Origin of the sequence: Streptomyces sp. NPDC006691 (assembly GCF_042869955.1) — a bacterium.
Classification (GTDB): domain Bacteria; phylum Actinomycetota; class Actinomycetes; order Streptomycetales; family Streptomycetaceae; genus Streptomyces.
In genome coordinates, this window is record NZ_JBIAGW010000003.1 from 205,758 (window position 1) to 219,139 (window position 13,382).

12 protein-coding genes are annotated in these 13,382 nt (G+C 72.8%); 6 read left to right on the plus strand and 6 right to left on the minus strand.

The window, feature by feature from the left end:
- Nucleotides 1–2: 2 nt before the first annotated feature.
- Nucleotides 3–1,205 (plus strand): sensor histidine kinase, encoded by a 1,203-nt coding sequence (locus ACFYNP_RS07705; RefSeq protein WP_388784276.1) that lies wholly within the window; start codon nucleotides 3–5, stop codon nucleotides 1,203–1,205.
- Nucleotides 1,206–1,240: 35 nt separating this feature from the next.
- Entirely contained in the window at nucleotides 1,241–1,873 is a 633-nt protein-coding gene (locus ACFYNP_RS07710) for a response regulator (RefSeq protein ID WP_388784279.1), read from the plus strand.
- A gap of 15 nt (nucleotides 1,874–1,888) precedes the next feature.
- Here ACFYNP_RS07710 and ACFYNP_RS07715 read toward each other — a convergent pair whose 3' ends face one another.
- The 3 genes from ACFYNP_RS07715 to ACFYNP_RS07725 form a co-directional block, all read right to left on the minus strand.
- A complete protein-coding gene (locus tag ACFYNP_RS07715) occupies nucleotides 1,889–3,328 on the minus strand; it encodes an MFS transporter (RefSeq protein WP_388783556.1) in 1,440 nt (479 codons plus the stop codon).
- A gap of 80 nt (nucleotides 3,329–3,408) precedes the next feature.
- Nucleotides 3,409–4,596, minus strand: a complete 1,188-nt coding sequence (locus tag ACFYNP_RS07720; RefSeq protein ID WP_388784282.1) for a lipid-transfer protein — start codon at nucleotides 4,594–4,596, stop codon at nucleotides 3,409–3,411.
- Nucleotides 4,597–4,620: 24 nt separating this feature from the next.
- Complete coding sequence (locus ACFYNP_RS07725) at nucleotides 4,621–6,780, minus strand: acyl-CoA dehydrogenase (RefSeq protein ID WP_388783559.1); 2,160 nt, start codon at nucleotides 6,778–6,780, stop codon at nucleotides 4,621–4,623.
- Nucleotides 6,781–7,031: 251 nt separating this feature from the next.
- On the opposite strand from ACFYNP_RS07725, the gene ACFYNP_RS07730 reads away from it, so the two are divergent.
- The 4 genes from ACFYNP_RS07730 to ACFYNP_RS07745 all read left to right on the plus strand — a co-directional run bounded on the left by ACFYNP_RS07730 (nucleotide 7,032) and on the right by ACFYNP_RS07745 (nucleotide 10,762).
- Nucleotides 7,032–7,625, plus strand: coding sequence for a class I SAM-dependent methyltransferase (locus ACFYNP_RS07730; RefSeq protein WP_388408500.1), 594 nt, complete (start codon nucleotides 7,032–7,034; stop codon nucleotides 7,623–7,625).
- Nucleotides 7,626–7,681: 56 nt separating this feature from the next.
- A complete protein-coding gene (locus ACFYNP_RS07735; protein ID WP_388408022.1) occupies nucleotides 7,682–8,641 on the plus strand; it encodes an N-acetylmuramoyl-L-alanine amidase in 960 nt (319 codons plus the stop codon).
- 144 nt (nucleotides 8,642–8,785) lie between these two features.
- Nucleotides 8,786–9,649: a hypothetical protein gene (locus ACFYNP_RS07740; protein WP_388408020.1), complete on the plus strand. Its 864-nt coding sequence runs from the start codon at nucleotides 8,786–8,788 to the stop codon at nucleotides 9,647–9,649.
- A gap of 102 nt (nucleotides 9,650–9,751) precedes the next feature.
- The gene (locus ACFYNP_RS07745) at nucleotides 9,752–10,762 is read left to right on the plus strand and encodes an LLM class F420-dependent oxidoreductase (protein ID WP_388783561.1); all 1,011 of its coding nucleotides are present in this window, start codon (nucleotides 9,752–9,754) and stop codon (nucleotides 10,760–10,762) included.
- 10 nt (nucleotides 10,763–10,772) lie between these two features.
- Here the strand turns inward: ACFYNP_RS07745 and ACFYNP_RS07750 are convergent, their stop codons facing one another.
- The 3 genes from ACFYNP_RS07750 to ACFYNP_RS07760 all read right to left on the minus strand — a co-directional run bounded on the left by ACFYNP_RS07750 (nucleotide 10,773) and on the right by ACFYNP_RS07760 (nucleotide 13,325).
- Nucleotides 10,773–11,342, minus strand: coding sequence for a hypothetical protein (locus tag ACFYNP_RS07750; protein ID WP_388408016.1), 570 nt, complete (start codon nucleotides 11,340–11,342; stop codon nucleotides 10,773–10,775).
- A 166-nt stretch (nucleotides 11,343–11,508) separates the two neighbouring features.
- The gene (locus tag ACFYNP_RS07755; protein WP_388408014.1) at nucleotides 11,509–12,585 is read right to left on the minus strand and encodes a prenyltransferase; all 1,077 of its coding nucleotides are present in this window, start codon (nucleotides 12,583–12,585) and stop codon (nucleotides 11,509–11,511) included.
- Nucleotides 12,582–13,325, minus strand: a complete 744-nt coding sequence (locus tag ACFYNP_RS07760) for a class I SAM-dependent methyltransferase (RefSeq protein ID WP_388408011.1) — start codon at nucleotides 13,323–13,325, stop codon at nucleotides 12,582–12,584. Before ACFYNP_RS07760 ends, ACFYNP_RS07755 begins: the two co-directional genes overlap by 4 nt.
- Between the last annotated feature and the right edge of the window lie 57 nt (nucleotides 13,326–13,382).

Genomic DNA, 13,382 nt, shown 5'->3' on the forward strand with positions numbered 1-13,382 from the left:
AGATGCCACCACTGCTGCCGAAGCTGCCCTCGCGGGGCGAGGAGGCCACCGATCTCCCCGGCCCGCCCGCCAACGGCTACACCTTCCTGCCGTGGCTCCTCATGGGCACCGGACCGGTCGTCGAGGTGGCCAAGGGCAGGGTGGCCCACCCCGTGCTCGGCGGCCTCGGCATCCTCGCCTTCGCCGTCCTGTACGCCCTGGTCGCCTTCCGCGCCCTGGACAAACGCCGGCGCACGCAGCGGTCGACCCTGGCCATGCTCGGCGCCCTCACCGCCGTCACCTACGCCCTCGGGCTCGGCTACGGCGGGGTGTGGCTGCTGTTCTTCCCGCTGCTCTCGCTGACCTGCGGCGCGGCCCTGCGGGACAAGCGGCTCGGCTACGTGATCATCGTCCTCGCGGTCTCGGTGGGCGTGATCTCGGGCATCAAGACGGGCGACCCCTGGGACAACATGACCATCGCGTACGGGACGTTCCTGTCCGGCATGGTCATCGCGGCGCTGCTCTCGCTGTCCGAGACGGTCCGTGAACTGCGGGACACCCGGCAGGAGTTGGCCCGTACCGCGGTGGAGAAGGAGCGCCTGCGCTTCTCCCGCGACCTGCACGACCTGCTCGGCCACACGCTGTCCGTGATCGTGGTGAAGTCGGAGGCGGCCCGCCGGATCGCGCCGCGCGACCTGGACGCGGCGCTCGGCCAGGTCGCCGACATCGAGTCGGTCGGCCGCCAGGCCCTCACCGAGATCCGCGAGGCGGTCACCGGCTACCGCGAGGGCAGCCTCTCCACCGAGCTCGACCGGGCCCGCTCGGCCCTGAGCGCCGCCGAAGTCGAGCCGGTGGTGCGCCAGTCGGGTCCGCCGCTGCCCGCGCAGGCCGAGGCGCTGCTGGGCTGGGTGGTTCGCGAGGCGGTCACCAACGTGGTGCGGCACAGTGCCGCGAGCCGCTGCGAGATCGTGGTCGACGGCACCCCGGAACGGGTCACCCTCACCGTCACCGACAACGGCAGGGGCGCGCCCGCCGCGCCCGCGCCGACCCCCCGGATCGGCGGCAACGGCCTGAAGGGCCTGACCGAACGCCTCGCCGCGGCGGGCGGCTCCCTGAGCGCGGGCCCCGCGCCCCGCACCGGCTTCCAGGTGAGCGCCGAACTCCCCGTCGATCCCGAGGACACCGCCCTCGACGCCGAACTCACCAGCGCCCCGGGCACCCACTGACCCCCGGGCCCGCATACCCTTTGCCCGTGGACGAGATGCCCCAGGACCAGCGACCCGCCAAATCCGTACGAGTCCTCCTCGCCGAGGACCAGGGCATGATGCGCGGCGCGCTCGCGCTGCTGCTCGGCCTTGAGGAGGACATGGAGGTCGTCGCGCAGGTGTCGGCGGGCGACAGGATCGTCCCCGAGGCGCTCGTCTCGCGGCCCGACGTGGCCCTGCTCGACATCGAACTCCCGGGCCGCAGCGGTCTGGACGCGGCGGCGGATCTGCGGACGGAGGTCCCGGACTGCCGGGTCCTGATCCTCACCACCTTCGGCCGCCCCGGCTATCTGCGCCGCGCCATGGAGGCGGGGGCCGCCGGGTTCCTCGTCAAGGACGGTCCGGTGGAGGACCTGGCGGAGGCGATCCGGCGGGTGCTGCGCGGCGAGACGGTCATCGACCCGGCGCTCGCGGCGGCCGCCCTCAGCGCGGGGCCGAGCCCCCTGACCGCCCGCGAGCGCGATGTGCTGAACGCCTCGGTGGACGGCGCGACGGTCGCCGACATCGCGGGCAAGCTCCACCTGTCGGAGTCGACGGTCCGCAACTACCTGTCGTCCGCGATCGGCAAGACCGGCACCCGCAACCGCATGGAGGCCGTCCGCTCGGCCCGTCAGCAGGGCTGGCTGTAGAGCGGGGCGAAACGGTCAGGCCCGCCGGGCGGCGCCCGTCGCCCGGGGCAGCCACACCAGGGCGAGGGCCACGCTGCCGAGCAGGACGAAGCCGCCGACGCGGAAGGCGAGCGCGTATCCGGCGGTGAGGTTCTCGGCAGTCTGGACCGCTCCGGTCCGTGCGGCGGCGACGGTGGACAGGACGGCGAGACCCAGCGCCCCGCCCATCGTGCGGGACGTGTTGATCAGCCCCGACACCAGGCCGGCCTCGCTCGGCGCGGCTCCCGAAGTGGCCAGTGCCGCAAGGGGAGTCGTGGCCAGCCCCGCGCCGGTCATCATGAGGATGCCGGGCACCAGGATCGACATCCAGTACGGGTCGTCCGCCCGCATCGTGGACTGCCAGCCGAACCCGGCCGCGGTCATCAGGACACCGAGCACGGTCAGGTTCCGCGCCCCGGTCCTCGGCATCAGGCGCGGCGCCAGCTTCGAGCCGACGACGACGCTGAGCGAGCTCGGAATGAGGGCGAGCCCGGCGCCGAGCGGTGTGTAACCGAGCACGTTCTGCGCGTACAGGGTCATGAAGAACCAGGTGCAGAACATCGCCGAGCCGCACACGAACATCACCGCGTTCGCGGCGGAGACGGCCCGCAGCCGGAACAGCCGCAGCGGCATGAGCGGCGCGGCGGTACGGCTCTCCACGGCGAGGAATCCGAGCAGCAGCACGATGCCGCCGATGAGCGGGACCAGCGTCCCGGCCGCGCCCCAGCCGCCCTGCTCCGTCTGGACGATGCCGTACGAGAGGATCGCGAGCCCCGCCGTGACGAGGACGGCGCCCGGCAGGTCGAGGCGGTGGCGCAGCCCGGCACGGGACTCGGTGATCCAGAGCGCCGCGCCGACCAGCACGAGCGCGCCCACGGGCACGTTGATCAGCAGCACCCAGCGCCACGACAGGACGTCGGTGAGCACCCCGCCCACCAGGCCGCCCGCGGCCCCGCCGCCCGCGCCGACCGCGGCCCAGGTGCCGATCGCCCGGGTACGGGCGGCGCCCTCCGGGACGGCGGCGGTCAGGATGGTGAGGGTGGCCGGGGCGAGAACCGCGGCCCCGAGTCCCTGTGCGGCACGCGCGAGCAGCAGCTGCCAGCCCTCCTGGGCCAGGCCACCGCCGAGGCTGGCCGCGGTGAACAGGCCGAGCCCGACGAGGAACATCCGCTTGCGCCCGTAGAGGTCGCCGGCGCGGCCGCCGAGCAGCATGAACCCGGCGAAGGCGATGGCGTACGCGTTGACCACCCACTGGAGCCCGCCGGCACTCATGCCGAGGCCGGAGCGCATGGAGGGAAGGGCCACGTTGACGACGGACACGTCCAGGACGACGAGGAACTGCCCCGCGCAGGCCGCGAGGACGACGGGCCAGGTTCGAGGGGTTCGGGTGGGGGTGGATATGTGCGTGTCTGCGGACGCATGAGCCATGCGGGTCATGGTCGCATGCGCCGGGCGCCCGTTACAGCCCCTTTCCGCGAGGGCCCCCCGGGAGCTCGGAAAGGGGCGGGTGGGGAGACTCAGCGGCGCAGCACGGTGACGACAGCCGCTCCCCCCAGCCCGATGTTGTGGGCCAGCCCCACCCGCGCACCCGGTACCTGCCGCGCCCCCGCAGCCCCGCGCAACTGCCACACCAGCTCGGCCGCCTGCGCGAGCCCGGTCGCGCCCAGCGGATGCCCCTTCGAGATCAGGCCCCCGGAGGGATTGACCACCCACCGTCCGCCGTACGTCGTCGCGCCGGACTCGATCAGCTTTCCCGACTCCCCCGCCCCGCACATCCCCAACGCCTCGTACGTGAGCAGCTCGTTGATCGAGAAGCAGTCGTGCAGCTCGATCACGTCGACGTCCTCGATGCCGAGGCCCGACCGCTCGAAGGCCTGCCGCCCGGCCTCCCGCGACATCGGCGCCCCGACCGCGTCGATGCAGCTCCCCGACGCGAAGGACTCCTCCGTGTCCGTCGTCATCGCCTGCCCGGCGATCTCCACCGCCCGGTCGCCCAGGCCGTGCCGTTCCACGAACCGCTCCGAGACAACGACCGCGGCCGCCGCCCCGTCCGAGGTCGGCGAGCACTGGAGCTTGGTCAGCGGCCGGTGGATGGTCTTCGCCGCGAGGACCTCCTCCACCGCATAGGCGTCCTGGAACTGGGCGTTGGGGTTGTTCACCGAGTGCCGGTGGTTCTTGGCGCCCACCGCGGCGAGCTGCGCCGCGGTCGTCCCGTACCGCTCCATGTGCTCGCGCGCCGCGTTGCCGAAGATCTGCGCGGTGGGCGGTGTCATCTCGAAGCCGTGCCGGGCCGCCATGATCCCGTAGTGGCGGGCCACGGGGGAGGTCGCGAAGTCGCCCCCGTCCGAGCCGCCGCCGAGCGCGCCCCGCTTCATCTTCTCGAAGCCGAGCGCGAGCACGCAGTCGCTGACGCCGCCCTCCACGAACTGCCGCGCCAGCATCAGCGCGCTCGCCCCCGTCGCGCAGTTGTTGTTGACGTTGTAGACGGGCACACCCGTCAACCCCAGCTCGTACACGGCCCGTTGACCGGCGGTCGAGGCCTGGAAGCAGTAGCCGACGGGGACCTGTTCCACCACGTCGTAGTCGACCCCGGCGTCCGCGAGCGCCGCGCTCCCCGCCTCCTTCGCCATGTCCCAGTACTGCCAGTCCCGGGACTCCGGCTTCTCGAACTTCGTCATGCCGACACCGACGACGTAACTCTTCATCGCACTCTTCACGACAGGGACCCTTCAGTCTCGGGGCAGGCCGAGGATGCGCTCGGCGACGACATTGAGCTGGACCTGGGTGGTGCCGCCCGCGATGGTCAGGCAGCGCGACATGAGGAAGCCGTGCACGGCCCGCTCCCCCGGGCCCTCGGCCACCGCGCCCTCGGGGCCGAGGAGTTCGAGCGTGAGCTCCGCCACCTTCTGCTGGTGCGGGGTCTGGACGAGCTTGCGCACGCTGGCCCCCGCGCCCGGTTCCAGGCCGGACACCTGCTGCATGGTGGTGCGCAGGCCGATGCAGGCCAGCGCGTGCGCCTCGGCGGCGAGCGCTCCGATCCGCGCCCGGTACGCCCCGTCGAGCCGGCCGGAGCGGTCGATCAGCGCCTCCAGACCGGTGTCGAAGGCGACCTGGTCGGCCATGTGGACGCGTTCGTTGCCCAAGGTGGTGCGGGCGACCTGCCAGCCGCCGTTCACCTCGCCCACCACGGCGTCGGCCGGCAGCAACGCCCCGTCGAAATAGACCTCGTTGAAGAGGGCGTCCCCGGTGATCTCCTTCAGGGGGCGGATGTCGATGCCCTCGGTCCGTTTCATGTCGACGAGGAAATAGGTGAGCCCCCGATGCTTGGGGGCCGCCGGATCGGTGCGGGCCAGCAGGATGCCGTAGTCCGCCCACTGCGCGGCGCTCGTCCACACCTTCTGCCCGGTGACCCGCCAGCCGTCCTCGGTGCGTTCGGCCCGGGTGCGCAGCGAGGCGAGGTCGGAGCCGGCGCCGGGTTCGGAGAACAGCTGGCACCACAGGAGCTCGCCGCGCAGCGTGGGCGCGAGGAAGCGGTCCTGCTGGGGCCCGCTGCCGTGGGCGAGCAGCGAGGGCACCACCCAGGTGGCGATCCCGAGGCCGCTCACCTTGACCCCGGCCTTCCTCAACTCCTCCTGGACGACGAGCTGTTGGACCGGCCCCGCACCCAGGCCATGAGGGGCCGGCAGGTGCGGGGCCGCGTAGCCGGTCGGGGCCAGGGCCCGGCGCGCCGCGCCCGGGTCGAGGCCCCGTGCGGTGTCGATCACCGCCCGGGCGGGCTCACGGAAGTTCTCGGCCTCGGGCGGCAGCTCCATGCGCAGCTCGCGCCGGGCACCCCCGCCGGCGAGGCGCACCGCCCGCAGCCGGTGGCCGTCCCCGGCACCCAGGAGCTGGCGGGCGACCAGGGCCCGGCGCAGATACAGGTGGGCGTCGTGTTCCCAGGTGAAGCCGATGCCGCCGAGGATCTGGACGCAGTCCTTGGCGCAGGAGCAGGCCGCGTCCACGGCCGTGGCGGCGGCGAGCGAGGCGGCCAGGCCGCGCACCTGGGCCGGCTCGTCCGTGGCGCGGGCCGCGTCCCACACCAGCGCGCGAGCCTGTTCCAGGCGTACGAGCATGTCCGCGCACAGGTGCTTGACGGCCTGGAACTGGCCGATGGGGCGCCCGAACTGCTCGCGCACCTTGGCGTGTTCGGCCGCGATCTCCAGCGTGCGGGCCGCCGTGCCGCAGGACTCGGCGGCGAAGAGGACGGCGGCCAGGTCGCGCACCAGGGCCGAGTCCACGTCCAGGATCCGGTCCGCCGGGACCACGACGCCCTCGGCCCGGACCTCGGCGGTGGGCCGGGTCGGGTCGGTGCTGTGCTGGGTGCGCACGCACAGCGCCTCGGCGTCCACCGCGAGCCACAGCGTGCGGTGGTGGGCCTTGGCCGCGAGGATCACCAACTCGGCCTGCCCGGCTGCCAGTACGGGTGGTGCGGTGCCGTCCAGGACCCAGCCGCCCGGGCCCTCGACGGCACAGAGCGTGCCCGCGCCGAGCGCTACGGCCGCGGCCGTGCGGCCCTCGGCGATGTCCGCGACCAGGGCGTGCTGCCGTCCGGCGCGGCGCAGCAGCTCGGCCGCGAGCACCGAGGAGAGGTAGGGGCCGGGCAGCAGTCCGCGCCCCGCCTCCTCCAGGACGACCGCGAGCTCCACGAGGCCGCCCCCGCCGAACTCCTCGCCGAGGTGGATGCCGAGCAGCCCCTGTCCGGCGAGCCCGTCCCAGAACTGCGGGCGGCTCCCCGCGGTCTCCGGAGCGTCCAGGATCCCGCGCACCTTCTCCACCGGCACGGCCCGGGCGAGCCAGCCGCGCACCGCCTCGGCCAGCTCCCGCTGCTCTTGCGTGATCGCGATGCCCATGGACGCCCCCATCCGTCGCCGGTCCGGCAGAACGGCGCAAGAGTAGAACACGTTTCAATCTGACGGAAGGTCAGACAGCTGTGAGCCTGTCGCCCCGGCTCCGCCCGTCCCCGTCGGACCCCGCCCGCCCGGGGCGCCCCCGACCGCGTACGGCACCATGGACCGCCCACACACCTACGACCCCGAGGAGCCGGGCCGTGGCCACTCCCCAGCCTCAGATCCTGGCCGCCTTCGAGGCGGCCAAGGGCTTCATGCCGGTACGCGAGGGGCTCGCCCTGTACGAGGCGGCCGCCGCGGCCGGTGCGCTCGGGCTTCCGCTGCTTGAGGTCGGCACGTACTGCGGGCGCTCCACCATCCTGCTCGCCGAGGCCGCCCGCGAGAGCGGCACGGTCGCGGTCACCGTCGACCACCACCGCGGCAGCGAGGAGCAGCAGCCGGGCTGGGACTTCCACGACCCGACGGTGGTCGACCCGGAGGTGGGCCGGATGGACACACTGCCCACCTTCCGGCGGACCCTGCACGCGGCGGGCCTTGAGGACCACGTGATCGCGGTGGTCGGACGCTCCCCGCAGGTGGCGCGGGTGTGGGGCGGCCGGCTCGGCTTCGTCTTCATCGACGGCGGCCACACCGACGAGCACGCGAGCGCCGACTACGAGGGCTGGGCGCCGAAGCTCGCCGAGGGCGGCACCCTCGTCATCCACGACGTCTTCCCCGACCCGGTGGACGAGTTCACCGGCCAGGCCCCGTACCGCGTCTATCTGCGGGCCCTGGAGTCCGGCGCGTTCACCGAGGTCTCGGCCACCGACTCGCTGCGCGTCCTGCGCCGCACGTCCGCCGCGTGGTGACACGGCGCGGAGCCGAGAGCCGGGGCGCGGGAGGAGGGCGCGGCTAGCATCGGCTCGTGTCGTACGACAGCGAGTCATCGAATCAGGACAGCCGGTCGCGCCGCGTGCGCGGCCGGGCCCTCGTCGCCCTCGCCGCGCTGGCGCCGACCGCCCTCGCGGGCTGGCTCGTGTGGCAGGCGATGGAGGGGACCGGCGGCCATGACGACAAGCCGCCGCAGGTCCTGCCCCTGCCCAGCCACACCGTGCAGTCCTCGCGCCCCGGGACCGGCACCCCGACCCCACAGGGCAGCCCCGCGTCCTCCCCCTCCCCCTCGGCGCCTGCCGGTGGCGGCACCGGCACCGGGACGCTCGCCGGAAAGACCGTCGTCATCGATCCGGGTCACAATCCGAATAATTTCCGGCATACAAAAGAGATCAATGAGCCGGTGGACATCGGAACGAACGAGAAGGAATGCGACACCACCGGCACGGAGACCAACGATGGTTATACGGAAGCCGAGTTCACCCTCGATGTGTCGCACCGGATCAGGGCGATCCTGGAAAAGCAGGGCGCCAAGGTCGTCTTCACCCACGACGGCGACCGGGCATTCGGGCCGTGTGTGGACGAGCGGGCCCGGATCGGGAATCGGGCGAAGGCGGACGCCGTCGTATCGGTGCACGCGGACGGCGCGGCCCAGGGCCAGCGGGGCTTCCACGTCATCCTGCCCGCCCAGGTGAAGGGCGGCGGCGCCGACACCGCCCCGATCGTGGGGCCCTCGCGTGAACTCGGTGTGCGGATCGCGGGGAAGTTCGTCCAGGACACCGGCATGAACGCCTCCAACTACGTGGGCGGCGGCACCGCCTTGGACACCCGGAGCGACCTCGGCGGTCTCAACCTGTCGACCGTTCCCAAGGTGTTCATCGAGTGTGGCAACATGCGCGATTCCCGGGATTCGGGCCTTCTCAAGAGTGCGGACTGGCACCAGAAGGCGGCGCAGGGGATCGCCGACGGCATTACGGCGTTCCTGGGCGGGTAGGCTCCCGACCCGCCGTACGGCCCACAGTTCCAGACGATAGATTCATCCGCACAGGGGGAACCACCTAGAGCTTCACGCCGTGTGCACGTACACCGGCGGCAGCGATGACCGCCCCGACGAGACGACACAAAAGAGGACTTTTACGTGAACATCCGCTCCCTCACACGAGGCGACGGCGTGGTGATCGGTGCAGCGGTGGTGCTGTTCATCGCCTCGTTCCTGAATCTCACATCCGCTCCGAGCTGCTCCGGCCAGTTCTGCCCGAGCATCGAAGCGCCGAACGCCTGGGACTCGCTCTCGCTCCTGATGAGCATGTTCCTCGCGGGCATCATCGGTGCGGTCCTGGTCGTCGTCGGTCGTTCGCTGCCGCAGCCCAAGCAGATCGCGGGCCTGGACCTCACGCAGTTCGGCGTCGCGTTCACGGTCTTCGCCGCGTGGACCGCGTTCTGGACGGTCATCGACGCCCACGGCTCCGGCGCCGGCCTGATCCTCGGCCTGATCGCCGCGCTCGTGCTGGCCGCGGCAGCCGTCGCCACTCCGCTGGTGGCCGCGCTCAAGGCGCCGCTGATGGGTGCCCCGAAGCCCGCCGCCCCGCAGCCCTACGGCTACCCGGGCGCCGCCCAGCCGGCCGGTGGCTACGGCTACCCCGGCGCGGCCCAGCAGCCCTACGGCGCACAGCCCGGCGACCCGAGCCTCGGCGGGCACCCGCACGCCCAGGCCCAGGCCCAGCCGTTCGGCGCGCAGGCGCCGGCCGTCGCCGAGCCGAACAAGGACAGCCAGGCGCAGCCCGCCGCGGCCGCCCCGGCCGGTGACTTCGCCCCGTTCTGGTTCGCGGTCCCCGTCGCCCGCCCGCTGTACGCGGAGGACGGCTCGCCCACCCCGATCGCCGAACTGGCCCCCGGCACCTGGTACTTGGCCGTGGACCAGCGCGGTCCCGGTCTGGTCGCCCAGACGCAGGACGGCCGCCGCGGCGTCCTCCAGGACACCACCGGCATCCAGCGCGGCTGATCACCCCGCGGCGTTCCGACGGCCCCCCGCCCCTTCCGGGCGGGGGGCCGTTGGCCTACAGTCCCCTGACGGATCGTCAGGTTCACTGGGAGGGGACGCCACATGCGCCTGGGACTCGCACTCGGCTACTGGGGGCGCGGCCCCCACCCCGATCACCTCGAACTCGCCCGCTCGGCCGAGGAGTTGGGCTACCACTCGGTGTGGACCGCGGAGGCCTGGGGCTCGGACGCCTTCACTCCGCTGACCTGGATCGCCGCGCACACCTCCCGCATCCGGCTCGGCACCGCGGTCGCGCAGATGGCCGCGCGCACCCCCACCGCCACCGCCATGCACGCCCTCACCCTGGACCACCTGTCGGGCGGCCGGATGATGCTGGGCCTCGGGCTCTCGGGGCCGCAGGTGGTGGAGGGCTGGTACGGCCGGCCGTTCCCGTCCAGCCCGCTCACCGCGACCCGCGAGTACGTGGACGTGATCCGCCAAGTGCTGCGCCGCGAGGGCCCGGTGGAGCTCGACGGCCGTTTCCACGCGCATCCCTACGCGGGCCCGGGCGGTACGGGTCTGGGCAAGCCCCTCAAGGCCATCACCCATCCCCTGCGCCCGGACATCCCCGTACTCCTGGGCGCCGAGGGCCCCAAGAACATCGCCCAGACCACCCGCATCGCGGACGGCTGGCTCCCCCTGTACTGGTCGCCGACCCGCACGGGCGTCTACGAGGCCTCGCTGACGGAGCTGCGCGAGGGATTCCTGGTGGCCCCCATGGTGCGCGCCCATGTCTGCGACGACATCGCCGAGGGACTGCTCCCGGTCAAGGCGATGCTGGGCTTCTACATCGGCGGCATGGGCCACGCGGCCCGCAACTTCCACGCCGACCTGATGGCGCGCATGGGGTACGAGGACGCCGCCCGCCGCATCCAGGAGCTGTTCCTCGCGGACCGCCGCGAGGAGGCGGTGCTCGCCGTGCCGGACGCCTTCGCCGACGAGATCTCCCTGGTGGGCCCGCGCCAACGCATCGCGGAACGCCTGGAGTTGTGGCGCAAGGGCCCGGTGACGGACCTGTTGGTCACCTCACCGGACCCCTTGACGCTGCGCACGCTGGCGGAGCTGAACTCCTAGCCGCGCGGCGTCAGCCGCCGGCGAGCTGGCCCGCGGAGGGCACCTGGTCCTTGACCGGCGCACCCGCCTTCTGGCCCGCGTCCTTGACGCCGTTGATCATGTTCTCGAACATGCCGACGTCACTGTCGTTCGCGTCGCCCTTGCGCAGCTTGCCGCCCAGGTTCTTGAGCGAGTCGATGCCCGAGGTGAGGGGCGCCACGGCCTTCGAGAGCAGCGGGTCGCCCTTGGCGTTCTCGGTCGCCGCCTTCAGCCGGTTGTACGTGAAGGCACCGGCGAGACCGGCCTTGACGAGGGCGAACGTACGGCCCTTCGCGCCCTTCTTGAACTTGCCCGCCTTGTACGGCTTGATGATCCACTGATAGGCGGCGCCCGCGGCGAGTCCGGCGTTGGCGACGAAGCGGGTCTTGGCGAGCTTCTGCCGCTCGGCCGACGCGGTCGGCGAGGGGGTGCTCTCGGCCGCGGTGAGCGCGGCGCGCTGGGTGGACCTGGTCTCTCCTCCGCAGGCGGTCGTCGACACCAGGACGGCGCAGGACAGGACGACCGCCACGATTATGCGGCGGATGGGGAACGTAGTGGGCACGATGACCTCCGGGGGATGTGTCGGCCTCCCCGGCAGCCTCACCCGGCCCACCGCACTGCGCCACTCGGGCGACTCCGTACGGGTCCCGTCCCAGTGGCGGCAAGGCGTTCCCGTACGGGTCTCCCCCAGCCGCGGCGACAGTTCCCCGCTGCCGTACGGGCCCGTCCTACCCGCAGCAGTAGGGCGCGAGCCCCCTGGGGAGCCGCTCGCCGCCGAAGACCGCCCCGGTCGCCTCGTCGCCGCCGAGGGCCGCCACCGCGAGCAGCAGCGAGCCCGCCGTCCACGTCGTGAGCTCCTCGGGCCACACCGCGCGGTTGCCCTCGAAGACGTACCCCGTCCAGTACAGGCCCGTCGCGGGGTCGCGCAGGTGCTGGATGGACTGGAGGACCTCAAGGGCCCGGTCGGACTCGCCGGTCGCCCACAGCGCGAGCGCCAGCTCACAGCTCTCGCCGCCGGTGACCCACGGGTTGGGCAGCACACAGCGCACCCCGAGGCCGGGCACCACGAAGTCGTCCCACATCGCGTCGATACGGGCCTTGGCCTCGACGCCGGTGAGGGCGCCGCCGAGGACCGGGTAGTACCAGTCCATCGAGTAGCGGGACTTGTCGAGGAAGCGCTCGGGGTGGTGCTGGATGGCGTGCGCGAGCGCGCCGGCCGCCAACTCCCAGTCGGGCTGCGGCTCTTCGCGCTGTTCGGCGATGGCGAGCGCGCAGCGCAGGGCGTGGTGGACCGAGGAGCTGCCGGTGAGCAGCGCGTCGGTGACGGCGGTGCCGTCCGCCTCGCGCTTCCAGCCGATCTGCCCGCCGCCCTGCTGGAGCGCCAGGACCCACTCGACGGCCGCGAAGACCTTGGGCCACATCCGGTCGAGGAAGGTGTCGTCGCCGGTGGCGAGGTAGTGGTGCCAGACCCCGACCGCGATGTAGGCGACGAAGTTGGACTCGCGGCAGCGGTCGGTGACCCGGTCGTGCTCGCCGTCCTGGTAGGCGGCGTACCAGGACCCGTCGTCGTTCTGGTGCCGGGCGAGCCAGTCGTAGGCGCGCTCGGCGGCGGCGTGTTCGCCCGCCGCGTCCAGCGCCATCGCGGCCTCGGTGTGGTCCCAGGGGTCCAGGTGGTGGCCGCGGAACCAGGGGATGGCGCCGTCGGGGCGCTGCGCGGCGAGCAGCGCCGCCACCGTCTGCCCGGCCTGATGCACCGTCAGAACCCCGGGCAGGACGAGGTGTTCGGTGCGCTCCGGAGAGGTCACTTGGCGGCGCCCACGGGCAGGTGCGGCTTGGTCGCGTACGCCACGAAGCTCTTGCCGACGACCGGGTTGAGGGCCCGCTCGGCGAGCCGGGTGACGGTGCTGATGCCGGGCGTCCTCATGATGTCCCAGACCAGGAGCTGGTGGTACGCCTTCACCGGCAGCGCCTTGTCGTTGTCCACGCCGAAGGCGCACTTGAGCCACCAGTACGGCGAGTGCAGCGCGTGCGCGTGGTGGGAGCCGTACGGCTTGAGTCCCGCCTGCTTCATCTTGCCGATGAGCTCGTCCGCCTTGTAGATGCGGATGTGGCCGCCCTCGACCTCGTGGTACGCGTCGGACAGCGCCCAGCAGACCTTCTCGGGCCCGTAGCGCGGCACGGTCACCGCGATGCGGCCGCCGGGCCGCAGGACGCGGACCATCTCGGCGAGCACGCCCTTGTCGTCCGGGATGTGCTCCATGACCTCGGAGATGATCACGACGTCGAAGGACTCGTCGGGGAAGGGCAGGTTGAGCGCGTCGCCCTCCATCGCCGTGGCGGTGGCCCCCTCGGGTGCCTCGCCCGCCTCCTTCATCGCGGCGAACCACTTGGCGACCTCGCGGATCTCCTCGCCGTTCTGGTCCAGCGCCACGACCTGGGCGCCGCGCCGGTAGCACTCGAAGGCGTGCCGGCCCGCGCCGCAGCCCAGGTCGAGCACGCGGTCGCCCGGGGCGAGCGGGAAGCGGGAGAAGTCGACGGTCAGCACGGGGTCTGCCCTTTCCGATGGAGAACACCTGTGGCCACGGAGCGGCCGGTAGTCGTG